The organism is Paenibacillus sp. 01T443 (genome assembly GCF_056398325.1).
This window is the reverse complement of the sequence record NZ_JBFTPE010000002.1, coordinates 379,765-405,409: the sequence shown is the minus strand read 5'-3', so window position 1 is coordinate 405,409 and position 25,645 is coordinate 379,765. Positions and strand designations below refer to the sequence as shown.

General features: G+C 49.4%; 27 protein-coding genes. 20 read left to right on the top strand and 7 right to left on the bottom strand.

What is annotated here, in order from left to right:
- Window positions 1-182 precede the first annotated feature (182 nt).
- The 6 genes from AC1DLI_RS04465 (at window position 183) to AC1DLI_RS04440 (ending at window position 4,274) form a co-directional block, all read left to right on the top strand.
- Complete coding sequence (locus AC1DLI_RS04465) at window positions 183-479, top strand: LiaF transmembrane domain-containing protein (protein ID WP_477600035.1); 297 nt, start codon at window positions 183-185, stop codon at window positions 477-479.
- 74 nt (window positions 480-553) lie between these two features.
- Window positions 554-1,240 (top strand): PspA/IM30 family protein, encoded by a 687-nt coding sequence (locus AC1DLI_RS04460; RefSeq protein ID WP_309000354.1) that lies wholly within the window; start codon window positions 554-556, stop codon window positions 1,238-1,240.
- The gene (locus AC1DLI_RS04455; protein ID WP_477600033.1) at window positions 1,228-1,695 is read left to right on the top strand and encodes a PspC domain-containing protein; all 468 of its coding nucleotides are present in this window, start codon (window positions 1,228-1,230) and stop codon (window positions 1,693-1,695) included. Before AC1DLI_RS04460 ends, AC1DLI_RS04455 begins: the two co-directional genes overlap by 13 nt.
- 1 nt (window position 1,696) lies before the next feature.
- Window positions 1,697-2,404, top strand: a complete 708-nt coding sequence (locus AC1DLI_RS04450; protein ID WP_309000352.1) for a PspA/IM30 family protein — start codon at window positions 1,697-1,699, stop codon at window positions 2,402-2,404.
- 150 nt (window positions 2,405-2,554) lie between these two features.
- Window positions 2,555-3,541 (top strand): sensor histidine kinase, encoded by a 987-nt coding sequence (locus AC1DLI_RS04445; RefSeq protein ID WP_477600030.1) that lies wholly within the window; start codon window positions 2,555-2,557, stop codon window positions 3,539-3,541.
- An 82-nt stretch (window positions 3,542-3,623) separates the two neighbouring features.
- Window positions 3,624-4,274 carry a response regulator transcription factor gene (locus AC1DLI_RS04440; RefSeq protein WP_477600028.1) on the top strand — a complete coding sequence of 217 codons (651 nt, stop codon included), beginning with the start codon at window positions 3,624-3,626 and terminating at the stop codon, window positions 4,272-4,274.
- A gap of 8 nt (window positions 4,275-4,282) precedes the next feature.
- Here the strand turns inward: AC1DLI_RS04440 and mobB are convergent, their stop codons facing one another.
- Window positions 4,283-4,783, bottom strand: a complete 501-nt coding sequence (gene mobB, locus AC1DLI_RS04435) for a molybdopterin-guanine dinucleotide biosynthesis protein B (protein WP_477600026.1) — start codon at window positions 4,781-4,783, stop codon at window positions 4,283-4,285.
- Between the two features lie 123 nt (window positions 4,784-4,906).
- On the opposite strand from mobB, the gene AC1DLI_RS04430 reads away from it, so the two are divergent.
- A complete protein-coding gene (locus AC1DLI_RS04430) occupies window positions 4,907-6,307 on the top strand; it encodes a molybdopterin molybdotransferase MoeA (RefSeq protein ID WP_477600024.1) in 1,401 nt (466 codons plus the stop codon).
- A 207-nt stretch (window positions 6,308-6,514) separates the two neighbouring features.
- Here AC1DLI_RS04430 and AC1DLI_RS04425 read toward each other — a convergent pair whose 3' ends face one another.
- Together AC1DLI_RS04425 and AC1DLI_RS04420 are read right to left on the bottom strand one after the other, a co-directional pair.
- Window positions 6,515-7,207 (bottom strand): hypothetical protein, encoded by a 693-nt coding sequence (locus AC1DLI_RS04425; RefSeq protein WP_477600022.1) that lies wholly within the window; start codon window positions 7,205-7,207, stop codon window positions 6,515-6,517.
- A 141-nt stretch (window positions 7,208-7,348) separates the two neighbouring features.
- Window positions 7,349-7,717 (bottom strand): hypothetical protein, encoded by a 369-nt coding sequence (locus tag AC1DLI_RS04420; RefSeq protein WP_477600020.1) that lies wholly within the window; start codon window positions 7,715-7,717, stop codon window positions 7,349-7,351.
- 103 nt (window positions 7,718-7,820) lie between these two features.
- On the opposite strand from AC1DLI_RS04420, the gene AC1DLI_RS04415 reads away from it, so the two are divergent.
- The 8 genes from AC1DLI_RS04415 (at window position 7,821) to AC1DLI_RS04380 (ending at window position 17,628) form a co-directional block, all read left to right on the top strand.
- Complete coding sequence (locus tag AC1DLI_RS04415; protein ID WP_477600018.1) at window positions 7,821-8,654, top strand: YwmB family TATA-box binding protein; 834 nt, start codon at window positions 7,821-7,823, stop codon at window positions 8,652-8,654.
- Between the two features lie 139 nt (window positions 8,655-8,793).
- A complete protein-coding gene (gene zwf, locus AC1DLI_RS04410) occupies window positions 8,794-10,350 on the top strand; it encodes a glucose-6-phosphate dehydrogenase (protein WP_477600016.1) in 1,557 nt (518 codons plus the stop codon).
- A gap of 38 nt (window positions 10,351-10,388) precedes the next feature.
- Complete coding sequence (locus AC1DLI_RS04405; RefSeq protein ID WP_477600014.1) at window positions 10,389-11,975, top strand: peptide chain release factor 3; 1,587 nt, start codon at window positions 10,389-10,391, stop codon at window positions 11,973-11,975.
- A 165-nt stretch (window positions 11,976-12,140) separates the two neighbouring features.
- Complete coding sequence (locus AC1DLI_RS04400; RefSeq protein ID WP_477600012.1) at window positions 12,141-13,208, top strand: undecaprenyldiphospho-muramoylpentapeptide beta-N-acetylglucosaminyltransferase; 1,068 nt, start codon at window positions 12,141-12,143, stop codon at window positions 13,206-13,208.
- A 201-nt stretch (window positions 13,209-13,409) separates the two neighbouring features.
- Window positions 13,410-14,438, top strand: coding sequence for a LacI family DNA-binding transcriptional regulator (locus AC1DLI_RS04395; protein WP_477600010.1), 1,029 nt, complete (start codon window positions 13,410-13,412; stop codon window positions 14,436-14,438).
- A gap of 110 nt (window positions 14,439-14,548) precedes the next feature.
- Window positions 14,549-15,712, top strand: coding sequence for a Gfo/Idh/MocA family protein (locus AC1DLI_RS04390; RefSeq protein ID WP_477600008.1), 1,164 nt, complete (start codon window positions 14,549-14,551; stop codon window positions 15,710-15,712).
- A 46-nt stretch (window positions 15,713-15,758) separates the two neighbouring features.
- Window positions 15,759-16,481 carry a ThuA domain-containing protein gene (locus AC1DLI_RS04385; RefSeq protein WP_477600006.1) on the top strand — a complete coding sequence of 241 codons (723 nt, stop codon included), beginning with the start codon at window positions 15,759-15,761 and terminating at the stop codon, window positions 16,479-16,481.
- Between the two features lie 46 nt (window positions 16,482-16,527).
- A complete protein-coding gene (locus AC1DLI_RS04380; protein ID WP_477600004.1) occupies window positions 16,528-17,628 on the top strand; it encodes a Gfo/Idh/MocA family protein in 1,101 nt (366 codons plus the stop codon).
- 77 nt (window positions 17,629-17,705) lie between these two features.
- Here the strand turns inward: AC1DLI_RS04380 and AC1DLI_RS04375 are convergent, their stop codons facing one another.
- The 3 genes from AC1DLI_RS04375 to AC1DLI_RS04365 form a co-directional block, all read right to left on the bottom strand.
- A complete protein-coding gene (locus AC1DLI_RS04375) occupies window positions 17,706-18,575 on the bottom strand; it encodes a glycine betaine ABC transporter substrate-binding protein (RefSeq protein ID WP_477600002.1) in 870 nt (289 codons plus the stop codon).
- Window positions 18,576-18,637: 62 nt separating this feature from the next.
- Complete coding sequence (locus tag AC1DLI_RS04370) at window positions 18,638-19,474, bottom strand: ABC transporter permease (protein WP_477600000.1); 837 nt, start codon at window positions 19,472-19,474, stop codon at window positions 18,638-18,640.
- Window positions 19,461-20,669, bottom strand: a complete 1,209-nt coding sequence (locus AC1DLI_RS04365; protein ID WP_477599998.1) for a quaternary amine ABC transporter ATP-binding protein — start codon at window positions 20,667-20,669, stop codon at window positions 19,461-19,463. The genes AC1DLI_RS04370 and AC1DLI_RS04365 overlap by 14 nt, the downstream gene beginning before the upstream one ends.
- Window positions 20,670-20,910: 241 nt before the next feature.
- Between AC1DLI_RS04365 and AC1DLI_RS04360 the strand changes: the two genes are divergently transcribed.
- Both AC1DLI_RS04360 and AC1DLI_RS04355 read left to right on the top strand, forming a co-directional pair.
- Complete coding sequence (locus tag AC1DLI_RS04360) at window positions 20,911-21,468, top strand: GbsR/MarR family transcriptional regulator (protein ID WP_477599996.1); 558 nt, start codon at window positions 20,911-20,913, stop codon at window positions 21,466-21,468.
- A gap of 239 nt (window positions 21,469-21,707) precedes the next feature.
- The gene (locus AC1DLI_RS04355) at window positions 21,708-22,913 is read left to right on the top strand and encodes an alpha-D-ribose 1-methylphosphonate 5-triphosphate diphosphatase (protein WP_477599994.1); all 1,206 of its coding nucleotides are present in this window, start codon (window positions 21,708-21,710) and stop codon (window positions 22,911-22,913) included.
- Here the strand turns inward: AC1DLI_RS04355 and sspI are convergent.
- On the bottom strand, window positions 22,907-23,140 hold the full coding sequence (sspI, locus tag AC1DLI_RS04350) for a small acid-soluble spore protein SspI (protein WP_477599992.1): 234 nt from the start codon (window positions 23,138-23,140) through the stop codon (window positions 22,907-22,909). The genes AC1DLI_RS04355 and sspI overlap by 7 nt on opposite strands.
- Window positions 23,141-23,276: 136 nt before the next feature.
- Between sspI and AC1DLI_RS04345 the strand changes: the two genes are divergently transcribed.
- The 3 genes from AC1DLI_RS04345 (at window position 23,277) to AC1DLI_RS04335 (ending at window position 25,565) form a co-directional block, all read left to right on the top strand.
- Window positions 23,277-23,942 carry a potassium channel family protein gene (locus tag AC1DLI_RS04345; protein WP_364144317.1) on the top strand — a complete coding sequence of 222 codons (666 nt, stop codon included), beginning with the start codon at window positions 23,277-23,279 and terminating at the stop codon, window positions 23,940-23,942.
- 8 nt (window positions 23,943-23,950) lie between these two features.
- Window positions 23,951-24,778, top strand: coding sequence for a TrmH family RNA methyltransferase (locus AC1DLI_RS04340; protein ID WP_477599989.1), 828 nt, complete (start codon window positions 23,951-23,953; stop codon window positions 24,776-24,778).
- A gap of 226 nt (window positions 24,779-25,004) precedes the next feature.
- Complete coding sequence (locus AC1DLI_RS04335; RefSeq protein ID WP_477599987.1) at window positions 25,005-25,565, top strand: FAD-dependent oxidoreductase; 561 nt, start codon at window positions 25,005-25,007, stop codon at window positions 25,563-25,565.
- Window positions 25,566-25,645 lie beyond the last annotated feature (80 nt).

Below are 25,645 nucleotides of genomic sequence, written 5' to 3'. Positions count from 1 at the left end.
GACCGCTTTTGCCCCTGAAGGCGGGCAGGTGACTCGACCTAAGTCCAGTGCGAAAACCGCCGAAAGTCCGTTTTATAAAAGGGATAATTGATCTAAACTAAGTACATAAGCAAGAGCAACACACGCAAGGCAAAAAAACAAAAATGAATAAATTTAATTGTCGAAAGGAGTTGAAAGTGGAGATGAATGGAAAAAGCGCTTTGGGTGTACTGCTTGTCATCGTCGGCAGTATCGCGGTACTTAATTTTGTAGGTGTTCATTTTGGTGCTATATTCGGATTCTTGCTGCCCTTCATATTAATCGGACTCGGTGTTGTCGGATGGATGAACAGCAAGAAATGGATAGGCGGCATACTTATCGTAATCGGCGGCATGATGGTTCTAAGCAAGCTTGGCGGCGTCATCCTTCTGCTGCTGGCAATCGGATTGATCGTAGCCGGCGTGAGCCTTATCAAGAAAGACAAACGCAGAGCCTACTAATCGCTGCGAATGAATATAGAGATCTGGAAAGTTGAAATTGGTTTTGCACCGCAAAACGTTAAGGAGGACATGGAATGAGCATTATGAAGCGAGTACGGGATATTACGGTTGCCACATTAAATGAACGGCTCGAGAAGTCAGAGGATCCGGTTCGGATGATCGATCAATTCCTCTGGTCTACGAGAGAAGATATTATACAAGCGGAGAAGCTGTACCAGCAATATGCCGGACACAGCAACCATCTGAAAGCACAGTGGCTGCAAGCAGAGGAGCAGAAGGAACGCCGTGAGAATCAAGCGTTGACGGCTCTGAAAGCAGGCGAAGAGCAGCTGGCAAGAATCGCATTGCATGAGAAGGCGAGCTGTGAGGAGCGATCGATCCAATATCGTGAGCTGTTCGAGCAAAGCCGCCAAAATACGCTGGATCTAGAAGAGCAGCTTCGCGAAATGCGCAGCGAATATCAATCCGTTTACGACAAGCGTGAATATTACGCGGCTCGCATGGAATCGCTGAGATTGCAGCAGCGCATGAACAGCCGTTACGCGAATGGCTTTGGTGAGCAGGGCATACAATCAGGCGCCGTGTTCAGAAGGCTTGAGGATCGGATTAGCGGCATGGAGCACGAAGCGAAGAGCTTGCGCGATATCCGCAGAATGGGGCAAGAATTCGTAACGGAAGCGGGCAACACCGTACAATCCGTTATAGAAAGAGAGCTTGAGCAGCTGAAGCGCAAGCTTGAGAAAGAAGGATGGTCGTCTTGAGAAAACTGTATCGATCCTCACGCGACAAGAAGCTATTCGGTCTATGCGGCGGATTAGCGGAAATGTTAAACGTTGATGCGACGCTGCTGCGGATTTTACTAATAGTCGTTACGATTTTCACAAGCGGCGCCGTTATTCTGATTTATATTATTGCTGGTTTAGTTGTACCGAAGGAACCGCCGATCTATTCTAATTTCGGCCCAAATGGTTACGGTAACGGTTATGGCGGAGGCTATAATCCTGGATACGGACATCAACCTAATACGCCTTTTGGCGGTCCTTACAAAAACCCGCCACAAGCGCCAGGCTCTTGGAATACGCAAGGCCCAACGGCTCAGCAGCCAACATCAACGCAGTTTGACAGCATGATGGATGATTTGGAGAAGAAAGCACTGCGTCGCGAAATTGAAGAATTGAAAGCCAAAATTGCTAAATACGAGAAGGGAGATTTTTAATATGGGAATTTTCAAACGCATGAAGGATATGACAAAGGCATCGGTAAATGAGGCGTTGGACAAAATTGAAGACCCGATTATTATGTTGAACCAATACCTGCGTGACATGGAGTCTGAAATCCATCAAGCAGAGGTTACGGTAGCGAAGCAAATGGCGAATGAACGCCGTATGAAGCAGCGCCTTGAAGAGACGGTGCGCAGCACGGCTGACCGCGAATCGAAAGCAGAAGCTGCTTTGAGAGCCGGTCAAGAGGAGCTTGCACGCAAGCTGCTGGAAGAGAAGCTGTATTTTGACCAGAAGGTAACGGAATATGTAGAGCTGCATGCGCAGTCGAAGTCGCAGGCAGAGGAATTGATGCAGCAATTGCACACGATGAAGGAAGAGTTTTACCAGCTGCGCAACAAGCGTAATGAACTGGCTTCCCGTGCACAAGTAGCAAAAGCGCAAAAACAAATGGCTCAGCTTACAGCCAACCATACGATCGACAGCGGCTCAGCATCACGCGGCTTCTACCGTATGGAAGAGAAAATTATGCAGCTGGAAGCCGAAGCGGATGTTCTTCGTACTCCTTACTCTTACAGCGGCACGACGAACAACTTTAATGCAGCCGATGCAGAGAAGCAAATCAAGGTTGATGAGCAGCTGCAAGCACTGAAAAACAAGCTTAATCCTACAACTTCATTAACGAAAGCCCCGACTGAAGAATAGAACTTCAAGCGTTGGAAGAAGCGGACCGTGTAACGGTCTGCTCTTTCATGCGTCTGGCGCAGCTCACAAAAATATAGGCATTTCGTATGAATTTATATTACATAAGAATAAGATAAAGGTTAAAATAGTACTTAGAAGGAAGTGAGCCGTATGGAGCAAGGCAATAAAAGGGACCAGCCGAATCATGCGGCCCGCAGACGCAATGCAACGGAAACGGTTCTTTGGCTGCTGATTATCATCAGCTTGGTGGTTATCGTACTGCAGGGGATCGGTTACGTTGAGATGTTCACGCTTCAGGGAAAATGGGCGGTCATCGGTTTGACTATTGTCGGGGCGGGACTTGCAGCGGCTGCTTTGAACGGCTATTTGCAAAACTCTAGACTGAAGGAATCGCTGAAGCGGCTGACCGAGCAGCAAGTGAAGCGTCGATTTAGTGTCACGCTCAGCAACGGCGAGAAGACAGACAACGAAATTTCTGAGCAAGAGCAGGTCGATCCCAATTGGACGGAGAAAGTTAAATTTACGGCTGTGATCGAGGAGCGTCAGCGGCTCGCACGCGAGCTTCATGATGCGGTTAGCCAGCAGTTATTTGCCATTTCCATGACGGCGACTGCTGTCAGCCGCACGATTGATCGGGACTGGGAGCGGGCGAAGCGTCAGGTACAGCTTATTGAAGAAATGGCTGCCGTTGCGCAATCAGAGATGCGCGCGCTGCTGCTTCATCTTCGGCCTGTCCACTTGGACGGAAAAAATCTGGGACAGGCGCTTACCGTGCTGGTGGATGAGCTGAAGCAAAAAGTACCAATGACGATAACGCTCGAGGTAGACGATACGATCGTACTCTTACCAAATGCAGAGGATCATCTGTTCCGCATCGCTCAGGAGGCTTTGTCTAATACGCTCAGGCATTCCAAAGCGGATAGTATGACTATCAAGCTTATCCGTTCTGGCAATCAAGTGCATATGAGCCTGCAGGACAGCGGTGTGGGTTTTGATCTAGAGGCGAAGAAGCAAACCTCCTACGGACTGCTCACGATGGAAGAGCGGGTTCTTGAGCTCGGAGGCTCGTTGAAAATGCTATCGAAGCCTGGCGAGGGGACGGTCATTCAAATTTGGATTCCTGCTGACGTGCAGTGAGAGATTTAGGAATAAGAGTAACGGATACCAGAGCTTAACTTTTTAATAAGAGGCGGTGTGAGGTGTGGAGGCAATGGAGCAATTGAGTCAACCAATAAAGGTTCTGCTCGTCGATGATCACGAAATGGTGCGGATCGGACTTGCGGCGGTGCTGGACACAGAGGACGGCATCGAGGTTGTGGGTGAAGCGAGCAACGGGATGGACGGCATTCGATTAGCACAGGCGTACAGACCAGATGTTGTTCTAATGGATTTGGTGATGGACGGTATGGATGGCGTGGAGACCACAGCAAAGCTGCTTGAGCTTTACCCAGATTGCAAAGTCATCGTATTGACGAGTTACTTGGATGACAGCAAGCTGTATCCTGTCATAGAAGCAGGAGCGTTCAGCTATTTACTGAAAACATCGCGGGCGACGGAAATTGCGGATGCGATACGTGCCGCAGCACGCGGACAGTCCGTGTTGGAATCCCAAGTGGCCGCGAAGATGATGAACCGCTTCCGGCAGCCGAAGCAGCTGGAGCAAGCTCCGCTGCATGATGAACTAACGGACCGCGAAATGGATGTACTGAAGCGGGTAGCACAGGGAAGATCGAATCAGGAAATCGCCGACGAGCTGTTCATCGGCGTAAAAACCGTGAAATTCCATATTACGAATATTTTTAATAAACTTGATGTGGATGACCGTACGCAGGCAGCTATTTATGCGCTTAAACAAGGAATTGCGGAATAATAAAAGCCTTAAGTAGCGAGCGATAACGATTGCAACTTTTGGAAAAGCTGATCGATTTGATTGACATCAATTGCAGTTAGAGCTATGCCGGCTGACGATGTAAGCATGGCCTCAGGCCAGACGGCGGCCGCAAGCGGGTTTTGCAGTGTGTGCAGCAGCTCCAAATCCTGCGCTGACCGAACCATAATGATTTTGGGATAAGCGGCTTCTTTGAAGCCTTCGATAAGGATAACATCCACTTCAGACATTTGAGCAATCAACTGATCTAGCGGAACGTTATGGCGCATCATAACCGCAGTGCGTTCGGAGGAAGTGATAGCCGTTATATCTGCTCCGGCCTCTTGATGCTTCCAAGTATCGGTTCCGGACGTATCAATTTGAAAATCATGCGCATCGCGCTTAATTGTCCCGACCTTATATCCTGCTTGTTTATAACGCTCTGTCAGCCGGCAAACCAATGTGGTTTTGCCGGTGTTTTTGTATCCGACGATCTGAACTATGATTGGCATGGCGTTCTCCTTCATGAGGGCATAATGACCGTAATTGCCAATAGTTTAACATACATTGTAAAATGAATGCTGAATAAGCTGCTGGTTATGTTCAGTCAGCGGCTATAGGAGCGGGTGATGGTGATGAAAAAGGTTGGAGGCAACGGAGCGGGTGAGAGGGAGAAGGAGAGCCGATTTAATCGGCGCGCTGTGAAGGTAGAAGAGGCGCAGCGGCGCACGCTGGCTGCGGCCGATGGGCTGGACCTCGGCAGCGAGTTCGTGCCGCTGCGGGCCGCAGGCGGCCGGAGGCTGGCGCAAACGATAGTTGCGACCTGCGATTGGCCGCCCTTCGCGCGCTCGGGCCTCGACGGCTACGCCGTGCGCGCGGCTGATATCGCGGCAGCGACGCCGGAGCACCCGGCGATGCTGCGCGTTGTTGACGCGGTTGCGGCGGGCGGACTCGCCCTCGCGGCCGTGCAGAAGGGCACTGCCGTGCGCATTATGACCGGCGCGGCTGTGCCTGAAGGGGCTGACGCGGTCGTGATGCTAGAGCAGACCGCGGAAGCTCTGCTGGATGGAGGCGCTCCGGCGGTGCTGATCAAGCATGCCGGCGCCGCAGGCCAGCATATAGCGCCCCAAGGCGAGGAGTTTCGCCTTGGGGGCGCTTTGGCTGTGCCCGGCACGCTTGTGCGGCCGGGCCATGTGGCGCTGCTAGGCACCTTCGGCTATGCCGAGGTAGCCGTGCAGAAGCGCCCGCGCGTAGCGGTGTTCGCAACCGGCAGCGAATTGCTGCCGGTTGCGGCGGCGCTCGCGCCGGGCCGGATCCGCGACAGCAACAGCTGTATGGTCGCGGCAATGATCGAGCAGAGCGGCGCGGAGCCGATTGTGCTCGGCTCGCTTCCGGACGAGCCTGAAGCGGTTGAAGCGGCGCTTGCGAGCGCATGGAATACTGCCGACTTGATTGTGACAACCGGCGGTGTGTCGGTGGGGGATTATGATGTGATGGCTGACCTCTTTCGTGCGATAAAGAACGGCAGCAGCTTCCAGACGATGGAACGGAATAGTAATACAACGGACGTCTTGACGGAAGGTGGGGACGGTGGGGACTCAACGGCCTCTTATAATCGGGCGGCTACGGAGGTCCTCTTTGACCGCGTCGCGATGAGGCCGGGAAGCCCGACGTCCGCAGCGGTGATTGGCGGGAAGCTTCTGTTTGCTTTGTCAGGCAATCCGGGAGCGTGCTTTGTCGGTTTTGAATTATTCGTTCGGCCAGCTCTGCTTCGTATTCAAGGCGTTATGGAGGCACTGCCGCGAAAGGTAACGGCAAAGCTGCTAACAGCCGTAGACAAGCCAAGCCCGCATGATCGTTTCGTTCGTTCTCGCTTGATCAGCGATTCAGATGGAAGTTTGCATGCTGACCCGCTTGCCTTCTCCAAATCAAGCATGATGGCCTCTATTGCGGAGGCTGAAGGGTTGGCTGTTATTCCGTCCGGTCCCAAAGGCGCCGAAGCTGGCGCTGTAATCGAAGTTATCGTAATTCCTTAATTACGGAATTGATTTTTAATTAGGAAAAAATAAACTTTAATGGCAGGATATAGCGGCGCGGAAAGCGAATATAACTCATAACACCTGCTTCAAACATAATTGAATAACTCTCAGAGTCTTAGAATCATCTATCGTTAGAAGGATAGAGCCCTCTGTCCTGCAAGTCATACAGGATAGAGGGCGTTTTTTTATGTGGATTGCTAAAGGTTATATGTACTGATTAATGATTAAGCCGGCATAGGGTATCGGCGAGTAGGTTTGAATGGCGTTGAAATAAGCTCCGTAAGGAAGAGTCGACGTAAAGCGGGACTGAAGCAGCTGGACTGGTTTTTGCTGCTCAGTGAAGGCTAAAGCCACTTTCAGGTCATTCAGCAAACCGCTGGTGCCTAGCAAATGCCGTTTCATCCGTTCCGGGCTTGGCGCAGCGGAAGCTGTTTCTTCGGATACGGCATCATTCAGGGTCCATTGCCCGCTGCTGGCGCTGCGGGACAAGCCCAGCTCTATGGCGGCAGGATGGCGCAGGGCAAGCTCAATGCTCGACCAGAGCTCGGGGATTAGATTGTCGGCCCGCTGCTTATAATGGGTTTCCAGCTGATTGAGCAGGTTCGTTAGACTATGCAGGCTCTCAGTTATAGGCAGATCATTGTTCAATTCAATGCCGAGCTTGCTTATTAGCTGATCCAAACGATTTTGGCCATCGCGCGTCATTTGCAGCCAGGACGCTGCACTGCTAGCTGCTTGATGATAGATACGGTTCCAATCATGTTCATGGTCAGGAGCCTGCTGAGGCTCTCCATCACGATAAGGATAATAGGCATAAGGAGAAACAGCTTGTACAGGGACATAAGCATTTGTTCGTTCGATGCTCCGAATGGAACGGATATAAGAGCTGATAAGCATTCTCCTTTCTAATTTGAATGAGGAATACAGCGATAGCATACGATGCCATGCCCGAGAAGGCTGGCGAAACCTGTCATTGGCACAACCTATTTTTAGGAAAAGCGGCGCTGCTCCGCTCCGCAGAGTCCGCCGCTTTGCCGTTTACAGTAATAAGAACAGAAAAGCGATAAGCGCAAAATCAAGTGCCAGCGCCGCACCCCAAGGATAGTACGGCTGCGGTCCGTAATAATAAGGATCATAAGGGTAGGCCTGCGTTTGCGCTTGCGGCGCAGCAGATTTATGCTGCAGCTCTGTTTTACCTTTAACGCCTTTTTTCTTTTTTGAAACCGTCGTCTGCACTTGCGTCACATTTGCTTCTATACCGCCCGCATCTGCGTTCAGCAGCACTTTACCCCCGCCGCAGGAGCTAAGTATGCCTATATGGCGTGAACCGTCATTCATAACGACACACACAGGATACCCGCAATAACGGCTAACGACTTCCTCATGTAATGGAAAAATAGGTTCCATTCGCTGATGACACCTCCATTTATCATTCCTGCAACCAGTGTATTCACCTACAGGCAAACGTGTATGGATGTTTACCCATTCCGTAAGGACAGGAGCGAAAATCATGTACATTCCGAATAAGACAATGCCAGTCCGCCACCGTATGTCGGCAAAGCAGCGCGCGAAACGAACGAAGGCGGGAATTCTTCTTGCTCTGTTAGTGATTTCGGTATGCGCAGTATGGGCGATGTGGCAGGCTGATCGGGCGCCGCGTGAGACTACCACTGCAGAGCAGCAGCTGCAGCATGATTTACAAGCGCTGTGGACATGGAGCGATGATGAGCTTAAAGGAGGATCAGAGGTGGGGGACTGGGCAATCAGATGGAACGTAACGGGCAAGGCGGGTACAATGAATGGGCTGGTACAGCAGTTCTTCACAGAGGCGGAGGGCAAGGCAATCGGCAAGGTTGTACAAAATGAAGGGAAAACCGTATCAGGCATGATTACCAAGTACGGAGGAAGCCTATCTATAAATCTTGTACAGGGTGACGACCAAAGCGAACAGCTCATGATTTTGTTGGATACTACGCTTTCGCCGCTGATTGAAAAAAACACACTTATGGATGCGACAGCGGATATTTCCGCTAATCTTGCTCAAATCTCCCCGGCCTTTACCAGCAGCATGAAGGTTCAAGGGTATACCAAGCAAAATCAGACCCTGCAGCATTTGAAACGGCTAACGGACGCGAAATCTGTGGATCGATATGAGGATGCAGGAACGATTAGCGAAACGTTTTATACACGCATGCTGCACATGGCGATTGCTGTCGAAAACGGTAGATCTGCAAATTTACAAGTAGCATTACACAAAGAGACAAATAGTGAAAATACCGCATTGACGATCGGAATACCTGTCATTACAGGAGAATACAGCGTTTTCAATGGAGAAAACCCCTGAAAATACCTGTTCTGATTAGAATAAGTAACGTATCTTATCAGTATTTTTTATGAACAGTTGAATAGCGAATTGTAGTTGGATATGCTAAACTACATATCATGTGAACCGTATAAAAATACATAGGGAAAGAATGAGGCAAATGACATATACTAATAACCTTGAATCCGTCTCCGCTGAGGGCGCAGTGTATTACCTGTTCGGAGCAACGGGCGATTTGGCTCGGCGTAAGCTATTTCCAGCCCTTTTCAGTTTATATAAAGAAGGCAAGCTTTCGGAAAACTTTGCCGTTGTTGGTCTAGCTAGACGTCCGCGGACGAATGAGCAATTCCGTGCTGACCTGTATGAATCGATCGTTGAATTTTGTCGTTACAAAGCGGACGATGCCGAGCTTTGGAATCGTTTTGCAGAGCATTTCGTATACATGTCGCTTGATATTAACGATGTGGAAGGCTTCCGCGAGCTTAGCAAGTTATCGGAGCAATTGGATGCCAAGTTCGATATCCCAGGCAACCGTTTATTTTATTTGGCTCTTGCACCGTCCCTGTTCGGACCGGTATCCTTCAATCTTCGCGACGGCGGCTTGTTGGAGTCAAACGGCTGGCATCGCGTCGTAATCGAGAAGCCATTCGGCTACGATCTGCCGTCAGCCCAGAAGCTGAACGAGCAAATCAACCAAGTGTTCAAAGAAGAAGAAATTTACCGGATCGATCATTATCTTGGTAAAGAAATGGTACAAAACATTCAAGTTATTCGTTTTGCCAACGCATTTTTTGAGCCATTGTGGAATAATAACCATATTGCGAATGTTCAAATTACGCTGTCCGAAACGGTTGGCGTAGAGGATCGCGGAGGCTATTATGATAAATCGGGCGCTTTGCGCGATATGGGTCAAAACCATATGCTGCAAATGCTGACGATGATTGCAATGGAGCCGCCAAGCCGTTTGCACGGCGAGGACATTCGTGACGAGAAGGTTAAGGTGCTTCGTTCGCTTCGCAACTACTCCTCTAGCGACGAGGTTCGCTCGAATGTGGTTCGCGCGCAATACAGTGAAGGCAGCCATCACGGCAAGGTGCTTCCCGGCTACCGCCAAGAGGATTCGGTTGGTGAAGATTCTACGACGGAAACCTACTTTGCCGCAAAAGTTTTCGTCGATAACTTCCGCTGGGCGGGCGTACCTTTCTATATTCGAACAGGCAAACGTCTACCGGTAAAAACGACTGAGGTCGTAATTGAATTTAAATCGATGCCGCAGAACGTCTTGTTCGCGCAGCGTCACGATCTGGCTCCTAACCTGCTCGTCATTCGCGTAAATCCGCTTGAGGGCATATATATTAAAGTAAATGCAAAAACGCCGGGCGAGAACAATTCCGTTCAGCCGGTAGCAATGGAGTTCTGCCAAAGCTGTCAGATTGGCTTGAATACGCCTGAAGCTTACGAGCGCCTTATTCATGATGCAGCACGCGGCGATTCTACTTACTTCACGCGTTGGGACGAGGTTTCCCAGGCATGGGCGTTCGTTGACCGCATTGCACAAGCTTGGCGTGAAGAGAAAAGTGATTTGAAGCTTTATCCTGCTGGATCCTGGGGTCCGGAAGCAGCTAATCAGCTGCTTGGAGAAGATGGCTTCCATTGGTGGCCGGTTAACGGCCAAGAGGAAGATAACGTCATTTGGGTATCGAACAGCGGTAAATAATCGCTGAGATCACCTTACGTAATGAAGGGAAGGCAAGCATGAGCCAAACGTTAAGCCAAGAAATTAAACAGGAAGTAGAAAAGCGCCGTACGTTCGCGATTATTTCTCACCCTGATGCAGGGAAAACAACCCTGACTGAGAAGCTCCTCCTATTCGGAGGAGCCATTCGGCTTGCAGGGTCAGTTAAGGCGCGCAAAGCGAGCCGTCACGCCACATCCGACTGGATGGAAATCGAGAAGCAGCGGGGGATTTCGGTAACGTCCAGCGTCATGCAGTTCGATTATTTGGGACACCGCGTCAACATTCTCGATACACCTGGTCACCAAGATTTCAGTGAAGACACTTATCGTACGCTAACTGCAGCCGATAGCGCCGTCATGCTTATTGACGTTGCCAAAGGTGTGGAAGCACAGACGATCAAGCTGTTCCAGGTTTGCCGCAAACGCGGCATTCCGATTTTTACTTTTATCAATAAGCTGGACCGTGAAGGTCAAAGTCCGTTTGAACTCATGGAGGAGCTGGAGCGGGTTCTTGGAATACGCGCAGTGCCTATGAACTGGCCAATCGGTATGGGACGCGAGCTATGCGGCGTTTATGACCGTATGAAAACACAGGTTGAGCTGTTCCAAGGAAATGACCACTCCACGATTGAAGTTCGTCCTGTAAGCGACTATAACGATCCGATTATCCGCGAGATGGCAGGCGATTATTTGACCGATCAACTGATCGGTGATCTAGAGCTGCTTGATGTTGCGGGCGATCAATTTGATTTCGAGAAAGTGCAAGCCGGCGAGCTGACACCTCTATTCTTCGGAAGCGCTGTTAACAATTTCGGTGTTCAAACGTTTCTGGAGAACTTCCTGCAGTTGGCGCCTAAGCCAACACCGCGTAACAGTACGACAGGGCAGGTTGAACCGACAAATGAGAAGTTCACCGGTTATGTGTTCAAGATTCAAGCGAATATGAACCCAGCGCATCGCGACCGTATCGCTTTCCTTCGGATTTGTTCCGGCAAATTCGAAAGAGGCATGAGCGTTCGTCATGTGCGCAACGGAAAAGATATTAAGCTGGCTCAGCCGCAGCAATTTCTAGCGCAGGACCGCGATATTGTCGATACGGCTTATCCTGGCGACATTATTGGATTGTTTGATCCGGGCATTTTCCGAATCGGTGATTCCTTATCGCAGGGCGGCGAAGTCGTGTTCGATGAGCTTCCGACGTTCTCACCGGAAATTTTCGCGAAAGTAACGGTTAAAAACGCGCTTAAGCATAAGCAGTACCAGAAGGGCATCGACCAACTGACGGAGGAGGGCACCATTCAGGTGTTTCATTCCACGGGCAACTTCGACGAAACGATTCTCGGCGTAGTCGGTCATTTGCAGTTCGAGGTATTCGAGCACCGGATGAAAGCGGAGTACGGCGTGGATATCCAGCTGCATCGGATGCAGTTCCAATTTGCGCGCTGGATCGTCGATGACAATATCGATCCAGGTAAATTCCGTATTAATACGACGCTTGTGAAGGACAAGAAAGGCAACTATGTCGTCTTGTTTGAGAATGAATATGCGATGCGTACGGCAATAGACAAAAATCCAACGTCCAAGTTTCTGGAAACCGCGCCTTAAGCGCACGGATATAAGCAAGCTGATAGCATCCCCGGCCACCCTCGCAGCAGCGCAGGCGGCTGGGGATGCTTTTGCTTTTGCGTTCGGGCGGCATGATTTTCAGTGCTAAAAAACAGGTTTACCCGTATAATAAATGGATAAAAAACGATAGGTGGCTAGTCATTCATGAAAACAATCATGTTCACCGGAGGAGGCTCAGCCGGACACGTTACCGTAAATTTGGCCTTGATCCCACGGTTTTTGGAAGAGGGCTGGTCTGTCCAATATATCGGTTCGGAGAGCGGAATTGAAAGGCAGCTTATTGCAACGATTCCGCAGGTCAAATATTTTCCGATTTCGACAGGGAAGCTGAGAAGGTACATCGATATTCAAAACATTAAGGATCCATTCAAGGTAGTGAAGGGGCTTTTTCAGGCTTATCGTCTTATTAAGCGTAATAAACCTAACGTGGTTTTCTCCAAAGGCGGCTTCGTATCCGTGCCCGTTGTCCTTGGAGCATGGTTGAACAAAGTGCCTCTACTCATCCACGAATCGGATTTAACGCCAGGGCTCGCTAACCGGATTTCGATTCCGTTTTCAACCGGCGTATGCACGACCTTTCCCGAAACGGGAGGCATGCTGAAGGCTGATAAAAGCCGGCATGTAGGGGCAGTCATTCGCGAGGAAGTGAAGCAGGGTAATGCGGACCGCGGCAGAGCGTTCACCGGGTTTACGAGAAGCAAGCCGGTTATTCTGATTATGGGCGGGAGCCTCGGCGCGCGAAAAATCAACCAGACAGTAAGGCAGACTCTGACGAGACTAACGAAGCAATTCCAAATCGTACATTTATGCGGCAAAAATCAAGTAGATCCTTCAATTGTGATGCCTGGTTATAAGCAGTTCGAGTACGTAAACGAGCAATTGCCAGATGTGCTGGCGATGACCGATCTTGTCATTTCGCGTGCAGGATCCAATTCGATCTTCGAGTTTTTGTCGTTGAAGAAGCCGATGCTGCTTATTCCGCTTACGAAGGAGCAGAGCCGCGGAGATCAAATCTTAAACGCGCAGTCCTTCGAGAAATCTGGCTACGCCGATATTCTTTATGAAGAGAACCTGACAGCGAGTACACTGGCGGAAAGCGTAGAGCGCTTGCACAATAACCGAGCGTCGTATATCGAAAGTATGAACATGAGCCAGGAAGCAAATGCATTAGCAGCTGTGTTTGATTGGATCAATGAAATCGCCAAGAAGTAGGGAATCAGCGAGGTAAAGCTTGATTATAAAAACGATTTGGCCTGCGGAGCTCAGCAGGTTAAATCGTTTTTTTTGTTGTCATCATTCGACATGAAAAAATTGAATCGATAAGATGATTGACGATGAAACGTTTTCATGCCATAATGTACGCGTGTACATTGAAATTATTTATGCAGCACAAAAGCTTTATTCAGGAGGCAATTGATCATTAGCAGGAAAGAAGTAGCGAAGCTGGCTGGTGTCTCAGAGGCAACCGTGTCAAGGGTGTTGAACAACGTTGGTCCAATGAAAGAGGAAACGCGTGAGCGAGTATTGCAGGCTGCTGCAGAGCTGGGCTATGTACCGAATGCGCTTGCGCAGCAATTCGCTAGGCGAAGAAGCGGCAATATCGGTGTCATTTTGCCATTCGTGCCCAAAGTTCACTTATTCTCCACCTACTATTTCTCCGAAATCTTAAGCGGAATCGGTGAAACGGCGAAGCGCTGCGGATACGATCTGCTGCTTATTTTCAGAGAGCCGGACGGTGCGCGGGATTACGCGAAGCTTTTTCGAACACAGAAGATTGACGCCTGCATTGTCCTCGGATCGCAAGATGTACCGGAAGAGCGGACCGCTTTGGCGGAGCTTAAAGAGGGCGGCTTTCCTTTCTGTCTTGTGAATCAGCGGTATGATGAGGCGGCTTACACGACCGTTGACGCAGATCATGTATCCGGCAGCAAGGATGCCGTCCGGCATTTGCTTGAGCAGGACCGCCGCAGAATCGCATTCATCAATGGTCCGATGCAATATTCAAATAGTACAGACAGGCTTGAGGGTTATAGGACTGCACTTAAGGATGCTGGAATAACGTTTGATCCGCAGCTGGTTTATGTAGGCAACTACAGCCGTAAGAGCGGGTATGAGCTTGCTGAACGGCTGGCGGTACAAATTAACGCAGGCGTGGTGGATGCGGTATTCGCAGCAAATGACCGTATGGCGATCGGCCTGATGCAAGGGCTGCGGGAGCGGGGGCTTGAGGCAAAGCAGCATTATTCGCTGGTTGGCTACGATGATTCAGACGGCTCGCGTATCATTAGCCCGCAGCTGTCTACTGTAGCTGTTCCATTTTACGAGATGGGCAGGCTGGCCGCCGCGAGACTGCTCGATCAGGAGCAGCCTAAAGAAACTGAGGAATCTTTGCGGGATTTGCTGCCGGTAAGCTTAGTCATTAGAGAAACTTCAGGCATTTAAGAGCAGCATGAAAATAGAAGTCCCTATGCTCCATCCTATTTCCATCGCGAAACGGACAGTGGCGCTTATAGATGCGGTGGCCGTTTACGCTTAAGAGAGGCGGTTTTATTATGGATAAAGTAAGAGTTGGCATGGTTGGCTACAAGTTTATGGGTAAAGCACACAGTAATGCTTACCGCGCGCTTCCGATGTTTTTCCCGGATTCGGTTAAACCGGAAATGACGGCCATTTGCGGACGTGACCCGGAGGGGCTCGAGCAAGCAAGAGCACAGTTCGGTTGGCAGAGCTCGGAGACGGATTGGAAGGCGCTGGTTAAACGCGATGACATCGATCTGATAGATATCAACGCGCCGAGTGATGCGCATAAGGCGATAGCGCTTGCTGCGGCAGAAGCTGGCAAGCATATCTTTTGCGAGAAGCCGCTGGCACTGACGCTGGAGGATTCCCGTGAAATGCTGGAAGCAGCCGAGAAGGCTGGCGTAAAGCACATGGTCGGCTTTAACTACCGGTTTGCGCCTGCTGTCCAGCTTGCCAAAAAGCTTGTTGCCGATGGCCGGATTGGCGAAATTTATCATTTCCGCGCCGTGTTTCTGCAGGATTGGATTATCGATCCAAGCTTCCCGCTCGTTTGGCGGCTTCAGAAAGAGATCGCGGGCTCAGGCTCCCATGGAGACTTAGGCGCGCATCTCATCGATATGGCTCGCTTCCTTGTAGGCGAGTTTGAAGAGGTTATTGGGATGAGTGAAACGTTTATTAAAGAGCGGCCGATTGCTTCCGCTATGACGGGCCTCAGCGCCAAAGGCAGCGAAGGCGGACCAAAAGGCGAGGTTACCGTTGATGACGCGACTATTTTCATGACTCGCTTCGCAAATGGCGCGCTAGGCAGCTTTGAGGCAACTCGCTTTGCGGCAGGCCACCGCTGTACGAACGCCTTTGAAATAAACGGCAGCAAAGGAAGCATCAAGTTTGATTTTGAGCGAATGAATGAGCTTCAGGTTTATTTTACGGACGACGCCGAGGATGTTCAGGGCTTCCGCCGCGTGCTGGCGACTGATCCTTCGCATGCATACATGGATGCTTGGTGGCCTGCAGGCCATACGATTGGCTACGAGCATACGTTTACGCATGAAGTTCATGAGCTAATGCAGGCCTTTGCCGAGAATCGCCAGCCGGTGCCGAACTTTGTAGACGGCGTGAAATGCCAAGAGGTGCTGGAGGCGGTAGACCGTTCGATTGCGGAGCGCCGCTGGGTTGCCATTAGCGAATTATCGTAAGAATATATCTTAAGGTTTGTAGCATAGGAGAGGCAGGGAGAGCTCAATGAAAAAAGCATTAATCGTTTGGGGCGGCTGGGATGGTCATCAACCGAAGGAGGTCGCTGAAATTTTTCGCGAGGTGCTCGCAGCCGAAGACTTCGAGGTAGAAGTATCGGATACGCTGGAAGCTTTCGCAGATGCAGAGAAGCTGCTGGGGCTCGACCTGATTGTACCGGTCTGGACAATGGCTCGCATTGAACAGAAGCTGGTGGATAACGTTTCTGCAGCTGTACAAAGCGGCGTAGGCTTGGCAGGCTGCCATGGCGGCATGTGCGATGCGTTCCGTGAAAACGTAGATTGGCAATTTATGACCGGCGGCCAATGGGTGGCGCATCCGGGCAATGACGGCGTGGAATATACGGTAAATATTAATAATTCATCAAGCCCGCTTACGGAAGGCATCGATGATTTTGTTGTAAGCTCCGAGCAGTATTATTTGCATGTGGACCCTGCGGTTGAAGTGTTGGCAACGACACGGTTCCCGCTTACTTCCGGACCGCACTCGCTTAACAAGGCAGTCGATATGCCGGTCGCATGGACGAAGCGCTGGGGCGTAGGCCGTGTTTATTACAACTCACTGGGCCATCAGGCGAATATCATTGATATTCCTACGGTGAAGGAGCTTATGCGCCGCGGCTTCCTCTGGTGTGCAGAAGGCAAGGCAAAAGCGCTGGAAGCGGGTACGACGGCGGCGGCGTACAGCGGTATGGCAGATAATCAGCTGTAATCAATGGTCATCATAAACTAGGATATGGGACGAGGGACGGACGATAATGGAGAAAATTAAAGCAGGGATTATTGGAACAGGCAATATCAGCGGTATTTATTTTGAAAATGGGAATCGCTTCGATGCGCTTCAGGTTGTGGCTTGCGCAGATTTAGATGTGGAGCGTGCAAAAGCGCGGGGCGAGGAGTTTGGCGTTCGCGGCTGCTCCGTAGACGAGCTGCTCGCTGATCCGGAAATTCAAATGATTATCAATTTGACCATACCTCAAGCCCATGCTTCCGTTTGTTTGCGGGCGCTTGAAGCAGGCAAGCATGTATACGTTGAGAAACCGTTTGCCGTAACACGCGAGGAAGCGCAGGAAGTGCTACAGCTTGCTGAGAGAAAAGGGCTTTATGTGGGCAGCGCGCCGGATACGTTCCTAGGCGGCGGCATTCAGACGAGTATCAAGCTGATTGAAGATGGCTGGATCGGCACACCAATCGGCGCTACCGCGTTCATGGTGGGAGGCGGTCATGAATCCTGGCACCCTGCCCCTGAATTTTATTATCAAAAGGGCGGCGGCCCGATGTTTGACATGGGACCTTATTATTTAACGGCACTTGTTGCGATGCTTGGGCCTATTACTCGGGTTACCGGTTCTGCACGGATCTCCTATCCGGAGAGAACCATTACGAGCAAGCCGAAATTCGGACAGCAGGTTAAGGTTGAGGTACCGACTCACATTGCGGGAGTTATTGATTTTGCATCAGGCCCTATTGGCACGCTGCTTACAAGCTTTGATGTAAAAGGAGGCTCTACGCTTCCTCGCATCGAGGTTTACGGAAGCACGGGCACGCTGCTCGTACCGGATCCGAACAATTTCAACGGCCAAATCAAGCTTACCCGCGCAGGCTCAAATGAATGGTCGGACATTCCGCTCGCTTACGGCTACACGGAAAACGCGCGCGGAGTGGGCGCTGCCGATATGGCGAAGGCGATTCAGACCGGCCGCAAGCACCGCGCAAATGGCGAGCTTGCCTATCATGTGCTTGAGGCAATGCATGGCTTCCATGACGCATCCGAGCAAGGCGTGCATTATGTTATGAAGAGCACCTGCGAGCGCCCGGCGCCGCTGCCGCTTGGTTTGCAGCCATTTTGCTTAGATTAATAACCAGAAGTTTTTGAAAACCTAATAAAACAGAAAAAAAGCAGAGCGGATGCCGCTCTGCTTTTTTGCAATTCTTGTTATTTCTTTATCCAAGCGTCAACCTTTTCGGCATTTTTCTCTACCCATGCTTTGGCAGCCGCCTCAGGCGTTTCGCCTTCTTGAATTTGAATCATCACAGCAGCCATTTCATCCGCTGTCCAGTTAAACTGATCCAGGAAGGTGAAAGCCTCCGGTTGATCCTCTTTTAGGCCTTTACGGGCAATGGTGTGAATTTGCTCGTCTCCGCCATAAACGTTTTTTGGATCCTCCAAATATTTCAGATCCATCTTGGCAAACATCCAGTGGGGCGTCCAGCCCGTGACGACAATTGGCTCTTTATTGGCATAGGCCTTCTCTAGCTGCTGCGTCATCGCGGCAGAGGAGCTTTCGAGCAGCGTCCATTTATCACGAAGCTTATATTCATCGAGTACTTTCTCGGTCGACATCATTATGCCAGCACCGGGTTCAATGCCGATAATGGTATGATCCACCGTATCGCCAACGACATCCGTTAGTTCATCTATGCTGTTAATGTCCATATACTGAGGCACGACCAGGCCGATTTTTGTACCTTCTAGGTTTGGTCCGAGGTCTTCGTATTGACCGTTATATTTAGTCACGTAGGAAGCATGCGTCGTTGGCAGCCACGCGGCCACCATCGCATCCGCGCTGCCATCGGAAATGCCAGCCCACATCGGGCCAGCGTCTACTTGCATGAGCTCGACCTCGTAGTTTAGCTTTTGCTCGAGCACTTCTTTTACAACATAGGTGCTCGCGATCTCCGAATCCCAGGCCACGTAGGCAAGCGTCACTTTTTTCTTACTGTTTCCGCTGGAAGCGGAGCATCCCGCCACCAGTGCCATGACCATCACAGCTGCAACAATTACACTTATTCGATTGAACTTCAAATAATCACTCCTTAAAATTTCACAAGATAAATATAGGTTAATGGTTTAGTTCATTTAATGTTTTAGGTTGTTTTGCTCTTACGGATGACCTGCTGGGTTAGACGGTCCAATATAATGGCTAATATTACGATTGCGAGACCGGCTTCGAAGCCGACGCCGGTATTGCCTTGTGTTACGGCACGATAAACATAGGCGCCTACACCCTGTGCACCGATCATCGATGCGATTACGACCATCGAAAGCGACAGCATAATCGTCTGATTGATACCAGCCATAATGGTTGGCATGGCAATTGGAAGCTGAAGCTTGAACAGCTTCTGAGACGGCGTTGATCCAAAAGCATCAGCCGCTTCAACTAACTCTTCAGGAACTTGGCGAATGCCGAGATTCGTCAATCTAATCGTTGGCGGGATCGCGAATATAATCGAAGAGATAACGCCCGGTACTACGCCGAGAGAGAAGAAGGTTACAGCAGGCAGCAGATAAACGAAAGCCGGCATCGTCTGCATGAAATCAAGCACCGGCGTAATTATTTTTTGAACGCTTGAATGGCGAGCACATAAGATACCTGCTGGAACGCCAATCAGCACCGATATGAAGGCTGCAGTCAAGACGAGTGCGAGTGTTTGCATCGTCTGGCTCCATAAGCCGAGATTTTCGATAATAAGCAGTCCGATGAGCGTAAATAAAGCCATTTTCCACTTGCCGATATACCAAGCGATAACCGTAAATATTAATATAAGAACGAGCGCTGGGAACCAGTTAAGCAAAGTATCCAGGCCGTTTACGGTTTCGCCAACGACGATGCGAATGAATTGAAAGAAGGGATCCAGATGGGCTTCCAGCCATGCCTCTGCCCATTCAATCCAGTCTGCTAAAGGGATTTTAGGCAGATTCATGACGCTCACCTGCCTCTAATACAGAGTTTCCGGATAATGCGGCTAGTACTGCGCCTTTAATGACAATGCCTTTTAGGCGGCCGTTATTATCTATAATGGATACGGGGAATTTAGATTGACTCATTAATTCAAACAACTCATTGAGCAAAGTATCCGGTGCAGCGGAAGGTGCCTCACGCTCCATTGCCTCTTCAAGCTTCAGGCCATTCTTTATCGCATTAACCGCATCTTCTGCCGTTATAACGCCCAGCAGCCGCATGCCCTTATCAACAACATAAAGACTTGATACACCGCGGTCCCGCATAAATTGCAATGCTACGCGCGGGCCCTTTTCAATCGTAATCGTCTCGGGTTTAATCATAACATGCGATGCGGTGAGCACCTTAGAGAGATCGACATCTTCGACAAAGCGCTCCACATATTTGTTGGCGGGCTGCATTAATATTTCTTCAGGCGAACCGATTTGTACGATACTGCCGTCCTTCATCAGGGCAATTTGATCGCCTATTCGAAGCGCCTCATTTAAATCATGTGTGATGAAAACGATGGTTTTTTTCATTTTGGACTGGAGCTCCAGCAGCTCATCCTGCATATCCTTGCGGATAAGCGGATCAAGCGCGCTGAACGCTTCGTCCATCAGAAGAACATCGGGATCGTTAGCAAGCCCTCTCGCTAATCCGACACGCTGCTGCATGCCGCCGCTTAGCTGATCGGGGTAGCTGTTTTCCCACCCTTTTAATCCGACAAGCTCAAGCGAATCCATCGCCATCTCTTTTCGTTTCTTTTTGTCGATGCCCTGTACCTCAAGACCGTATTCAATATTTTGAATAACCGTACGGTGAGGAAAGAGCGCGAATTTCTGGAATACCATGCCTACATTTTTTCTTCTGAACTGCCGCAGCTGCTCGGGAGACATGCGAAGCACATCCGTTCCGTTAAACAGCACTTGGCCTATAGTAGGCTCGATCAAACGATTGAGCAGACGAACGAGTGTCGACTTGCCGCTGCCGGACAAGCCCATGATGACAAATATTTGTCCTGCCTCAATGGAGAAGCTCGCCTGATTAACCCCAACGGTAAGCTTCGTTTCTGCAAAAATTTTCTCTTTAGACCATCCTTTATCCAGCAGCGGGATCGCCTTTTTCGGATCGGCTCCGAAAATTTTGGTTAGCCTCTTGGCTTCTATAATCGCCATGTTGTGCCCCCTTGTGGAATATTTCGACTCCCATAAGTTTAGTTGGTTATCTTTGTAATGGTCAAAAGGCGTGAGCCTCTGTATACTTTGTACAGTTATAACTTTACGTACTTTACATACTGTATACTCTTGATAACTCCCTTTTTCATCCTAAAGGCTTTCTTTACTTATGGACAATCAATTGATTACAATAAACGATGTAGGTAAGATAGGGGGCACGACACTCCTCAGGAGGAACGACATGAATGAACTTGCAGCATTAACAGAAGAGCAGCTTGCGAAGCTGCATAATACGCGCCGCCGCGTCATCGAATCAATCGGGAAAAACATGGACCTGTACGGAATTACATTATCCATAGGACATTTATACGGAAATATGTATTTCAATCGGGAGCCGGTTACATTAGATGAGATGAGCCAGACAATGGGCATGAGCAAGACGTCGATGAGTACAGGCATGCGAACGCTGCATGACTTGAAGATGATAAATAAAGTGTGGGGCAAAGGCTCCAGAAAAGATTTGTATGAGGTCGAGCCGGATTGGCATCAGAATTTTGCCGATTTCTTCTCTATAAAATGGAGAAAGGCTGTCGAGCAAAACATGAGCGCCCTAAATCGGTCGATAAAGGAAATTGACGGCTTGAAGCAGCAATATGATAGCGATCAAGCGTTCCTAGACGTGCTTGAGAACGACACCCAGAAGATTGAAGAAGCATTAAAGTATTATCGATGGCTGGATCGATTGATCGATTCTTTTGAAACGGGCGATATTTATAAATTTATACCGCAAGAGGATTAAGTTTAAGTGAAGTCGCAAATTCGATGACAGCAGGCTGGGATGAGGTCTAGACATTATGCTTTTAGACCTTTCGTTTGCCATGCTTCAGAGCCGCGGGAGCGTTTATCCCTGCGGCTCTTTTTCGATTTTGATCGATGCTCTGGGAGCCGCATTTGAAGCGAGCATTGCAGGATGATTTTGATTAGCGGATTATGGTAAGCTTATTGTTATAACAATAGGGTAAGGGGACGACCAATCCAATGAATGATCGCTTGCGTTCGCACGGGAAGCCAATGCTTGTTACGAATGGGAAGGTTGTATTGCCGAATCAAATCGCGGAGGCTGCCGTAGCTGTTGCGGAAGGGCGAATCGCTGCTGTTTTGCATGGCAAAGAGGATATCGACAGCTGGCTTAATCAGCATTCGAGCGCTGTTGTTATTGATGCCGGAGGGCAGTACGTACTGCCAGGCCTTATCGATATTCATTGCGATGCGATTGAGAAGGAAGTACAACCTCGACCGGGTACGTTATTTCCGCTGGATATGGCTTTAATGGAGTTTGAAAGGAAGCTGCCCGTTCACGGTATCACAACGATGTATCATTCCTTATCGCTTGGCGTAGGTTTAAGCCTCCGTGGCGATCATTTATTGACGGGAATGGTTGAACATATTAACAGCTACCGCAGCAAGCGATCTGCTATTCGGAACCGTATTCATCTGCGCTATGAGATTTCTCATCTGGCTGGAATGTCCATTGTAAAGCGCTTTTTGAATGAGAAGGCAATCGATTATTTGTCATTTATGGATCACTCGCCAGGGCAAGGGCAATACCGCGAGCCAGGTTCATTTGAGCGATACGTTATGAAAAATCAGGGTGTGAGCATGGATGAAGTTCGCGTCATTGTCATGGATTTGGTTCAAAGGAGAGAGCAAGTAAGTACCGAGCAGCTGCAAGAATTGAGCGCGCTGGCTGCTAAGCAAGGCATAGCAATTGCGTCGCATGATGATGATTCGGCCCAGAAGGTTGAAGAGTCAATCGGTTATGGCGTTTCCGTTTGTGAGTTTCCAATTAATCTAGATACCGCAAAACATGCTGCTGATCGAGGACTGCGCGTCTGTGTTGGTGCACCGAATGTTGTTCGAGGCGCTTCACATGATAAAAACCTAAGCGCAACCGATGCGATTGCAGCTGGCGCTGCGGATATTTTATGCTCCGATTACCATCCCTCCTCGATGCTCGCCGCGGTATTCAAGCTTGCCGATCAGGGGATTGCCGCTTTGCCGGCTGCGGTAAGAATGGCATCGCTTCATCCTGCACAAGCATTAGGCGCAAGTGGCGAGCTTGGCTCCATCGAGCCGGGCAAAGCAGCTGATCTAATCATCGTGGATCGTTATGAAGGCCTGCCTTGGGTAACGAATACGATCGTCGGTGGCCAAGTTGTTTATACATCTGCAGTGCGTTATTGAGACGGGTTGGCATGTTCGCTATGATGAAGATGCTTGTAGAGGGAGTCGACCATACGCCCTTGCTCCTGCTCCGAGGATTGCTGCCAGATCATCTCGAACAGTACTCCGAGCCCAGGCAAAGCGCGTTCGTCGGCGCCGATGGAGTCTTCAATGACTTCGGATAGCTCTTTAGCCGAATTCTCTTGCACACGCCTAACGATCGCTTGACGCAAATCAATAACTTCCATACTAAATAAACCTCCAGACGCATTCGAATTTACTTAATTACTATGTCCATCGCCTGCTGCTTTCATCCGAATGAGCATGCTATGGTATACTGTTTAGATAACTGCAGTAATCATCCGGCAAGGAGGATTTTGTAAGATGGCTAAGAAGCAGTACGCTGTAATTGGAATGGGACGTTTTGGCTCAAGCATAGCGAAGGCTTTGACGGATATGGGCTTTGAGGTGCTTGCGATCGATTCGAACGAGCATCGCATTCAAGAAGTCGTGAACACGGTAACCCATGCGGTATCCGCAGATTCAACGGATGAAGATGCACTTCGGGCATTAGGTATTCGAAATTTTGATGTTGTCGTTGTTGCGATTGGGCAAGATATCCAATCTAGTATTTTGACGACGCTTATTCTGAAGGATCTAGGCGTAAAAACACTCATTGTCAAAGCGCAAAATGAGCTCCACGGCAAGGTTGTCAGCAAAATCGGAGCAGATAAGGTTGTTTTCCCGGAGCGGGATATGGGACTGCGGGTTGCGCATCATCTCGTATCACCCAATATTCTTGATTACATCGAGATTTCCGACGATTACAGCATCATTGAGATAAAAGCTCCCGGTCCGATGATTGGACAAAGCTTGAAGCAGCTCGATATCAGGGCGAAATATAAATGTAACGTTATGGCTATCAAAAAAGGCACTGCGATGAACATTGCTCCTTATGCGGATGACTTAATCGAAAAGGATGATATCCTTGTTATCGTTGGCAAAAACTCAGATCTAACCAATTTAGAAATCGCATATTCGGAAGGTTAATGCTAATTATGAATGAAAATTTTGATCCATTGCTCTCATCAGTTCAAAATGACAAGGTTAAGCAGTGGGCATCGCTGTTGGATAAAAAAAACCGAGATCGAAACGGCCAGTTTCTAATTGAAGGCGTCCATCTCGTACTGGAAGCGCTTAGGGGAAACGCGGATGTAAAGACAATCGTATACGATACCGAGCGGGGCATTCCCGCTGAGCTTATGCTTGAGCGGGAATCCAATGATTCGGCGGCAACTCTCGGATTAGAATGGATACAGGCATCGCGCCCCGTCATGTCAAAATGCACAGGGACGGATACCCCGCCTCCGGTGTTTGCCGTATTGACAAAGCTCCCGGTAGATCATTCGGCTATATTTCGCAAAAACGGTCTAGTGGTAGTGCTTGACGCAGTACGCGATCCCGGTAATGCAGGCACCATTATCCGGAGTGCCGACGCCGTTGGAGCGGATGCTGTGATTCTTGGCAAGGGCTGCGTGGATCTTTACAATCCGAAGACTGTAAGATCGACCATGGGCTCATTGTTCCATTTGCCCATTATCGAAGCCGATCTGCAGGAGCTTCTCCCGCAAGCGAAAGCAAAAGGCATGAAGCTGGTCGGTACGAGTCTGCAGGCTAAGCATACCTGCTACAGCTATAATTGGACGCAAGCGACTTGGCTGCTTATGGGGAGTGAATCAGAGGGGCTCTCGCCAACTGTTCGCGAACTCATGGATGAATCGGTTATTATCCCGATGGCGGGTCAAGCGGAATCGTTAAACGTCGCGATGGCAGCAACGGTGCTCCTTTATGAGAGTTTGAGGCAGAGGGATTATTCGGGGAAATAAGAATAATGTGTTTGTGGGTTGTAATTCATTTTGGCAAATCAAAAACAGTCCTGGTAATCAAGGAAACCTTGATTTATCAGGGCTTTTTTTTGTTTTAGCGAAACAATTTAGGAGTAGTTTACTGCGGCAGCTGCTCCCTTTCTTTATTAAGCTAACGGGCAGGATAGTTGATTATTAATTCCGGTTTGCCCGTCATACAGGTAAAATTTGAAAGGGATGATGAGCGATGCAAAAGGTTGATGTGGTCGTGGTTGGTGGAGGGATTGCGGGTTTAACCGCAGCAATTTACGCAGCCATAGCCGGGAAACAAACGGTGGTTATTGAAAAACAGAATCGCTTAGGCGGCCGAGCCATTTCCAATAAGAAAAAAGGAGCTTACTTCAATTTGGACGCGCATTCCTTGTATAAGGGAGATGCGTACGCAACTTTCCGGGAATTGGGGCTGACCTTGCAAGGAAAGCGGCCTTCATCGTTCGCTTATGGCGTTTGGAAAGGGAAATTGAACACCTTGCCTTCGGATATGAAATCCTTGTTTACGACCCCGCTGTTGTCTTGGAAAGGAAAGATGGAGTTTGCTTCCTGTCTTATGAAAGTTAAAAAAGCGGATACTCGTCAATTTGATCGGATCAGTATCCGTAAGGTACTCTTTATTAAGAAAAAGATTGATAATATAGGTATTTATTACACATTACCAGGTGGGGGGCAAGAATCAGGCGAGACAATGGAAGATACTATTCTACGCGAATGTGCTGGACGGGGAAATGATGCACCATGTCGTCCATTCTAAAAAACAAACATTGACTTAATCATAAATGCATTACGAGACTCTTATGAAAAGGGACCTTATAACGACAATACTAGCAGAGG

What these genes read in the sequence shown, in the direction of transcription:
- AC1DLI_RS04465 (WP_477600035.1), top strand. Translation starts at nt 183, where the DNA reads ATGAATGGAAAAAGCGCTTTGGGTGTACTGCTTGTCATCGTCGGCAGT.
- AC1DLI_RS04460 (WP_309000354.1), top strand. Translation starts at nt 554, where the DNA reads ATGAGCATTATGAAGCGAGTACGGGATATTACGGTTGCCACATTAAAT.
- AC1DLI_RS04455 (WP_477600033.1), top strand. Translation starts at nt 1,228, where the DNA reads ATGGTCGTCTTGAGAAAACTGTATCGATCCTCACGCGACAAGAAGCTA.
- AC1DLI_RS04450 (WP_309000352.1), top strand. Translation starts at nt 1,697, where the DNA reads ATGGGAATTTTCAAACGCATGAAGGATATGACAAAGGCATCGGTAAAT.
- AC1DLI_RS04445 (WP_477600030.1), top strand. Translation starts at nt 2,555, where the DNA reads ATGGAGCAAGGCAATAAAAGGGACCAGCCGAATCATGCGGCCCGCAGA.
- mobB (WP_477600026.1), bottom strand. Translation starts at nt 4,783, where the DNA reads ATGCCAATCATAGTTCAGATCGTCGGATACAAAAACACCGGCAAAACC.
- AC1DLI_RS04430 (WP_477600024.1), top strand. Translation starts at nt 4,907, where the DNA reads ATGAAAAAGGTTGGAGGCAACGGAGCGGGTGAGAGGGAGAAGGAGAGC.
- AC1DLI_RS04425 (WP_477600022.1), bottom strand. Translation starts at nt 7,207, where the DNA reads ATGCTTATCAGCTCTTATATCCGTTCCATTCGGAGCATCGAACGAACA.
- AC1DLI_RS04420 (WP_477600020.1), bottom strand. Translation starts at nt 7,717, where the DNA reads ATGGAACCTATTTTTCCATTACATGAGGAAGTCGTTAGCCGTTATTGC.
- AC1DLI_RS04415 (WP_477600018.1), top strand. Translation starts at nt 7,821, where the DNA reads ATGTACATTCCGAATAAGACAATGCCAGTCCGCCACCGTATGTCGGCA.
- zwf (WP_477600016.1), top strand. Translation starts at nt 8,794, where the DNA reads ATGACATATACTAATAACCTTGAATCCGTCTCCGCTGAGGGCGCAGTG.
- AC1DLI_RS04405 (WP_477600014.1), top strand. Translation starts at nt 10,389, where the DNA reads ATGAGCCAAACGTTAAGCCAAGAAATTAAACAGGAAGTAGAAAAGCGC.
- AC1DLI_RS04400 (WP_477600012.1), top strand. Translation starts at nt 12,141, where the DNA reads ATGAAAACAATCATGTTCACCGGAGGAGGCTCAGCCGGACACGTTACC.
- AC1DLI_RS04390 (WP_477600008.1), top strand. Translation starts at nt 14,549, where the DNA reads ATGGATAAAGTAAGAGTTGGCATGGTTGGCTACAAGTTTATGGGTAAA.
- AC1DLI_RS04385 (WP_477600006.1), top strand. Translation starts at nt 15,759, where the DNA reads ATGAAAAAAGCATTAATCGTTTGGGGCGGCTGGGATGGTCATCAACCG.
- AC1DLI_RS04380 (WP_477600004.1), top strand. Translation starts at nt 16,528, where the DNA reads ATGGAGAAAATTAAAGCAGGGATTATTGGAACAGGCAATATCAGCGGT.
- AC1DLI_RS04370 (WP_477600000.1), bottom strand. Translation starts at nt 19,474, where the DNA reads ATGAATCTGCCTAAAATCCCTTTAGCAGACTGGATTGAATGGGCAGAG.
- AC1DLI_RS04365 (WP_477599998.1), bottom strand. Translation starts at nt 20,669, where the DNA reads ATGGCGATTATAGAAGCCAAGAGGCTAACCAAAATTTTCGGAGCCGAT.
- AC1DLI_RS04360 (WP_477599996.1), top strand. Translation starts at nt 20,911, where the DNA reads ATGAATGAACTTGCAGCATTAACAGAAGAGCAGCTTGCGAAGCTGCAT.
- AC1DLI_RS04355 (WP_477599994.1), top strand. Translation starts at nt 21,708, where the DNA reads ATGAATGATCGCTTGCGTTCGCACGGGAAGCCAATGCTTGTTACGAAT.
- sspI (WP_477599992.1), bottom strand. Translation starts at nt 23,140, where the DNA reads ATGGAAGTTATTGATTTGCGTCAAGCGATCGTTAGGCGTGTGCAAGAG.
- AC1DLI_RS04345 (WP_364144317.1), top strand. Translation starts at nt 23,277, where the DNA reads ATGGCTAAGAAGCAGTACGCTGTAATTGGAATGGGACGTTTTGGCTCA.
- AC1DLI_RS04340 (WP_477599989.1), top strand. Translation starts at nt 23,951, where the DNA reads ATGAATGAAAATTTTGATCCATTGCTCTCATCAGTTCAAAATGACAAG.
- AC1DLI_RS04335 (WP_477599987.1), top strand. Translation starts at nt 25,005, where the DNA reads ATGCAAAAGGTTGATGTGGTCGTGGTTGGTGGAGGGATTGCGGGTTTA.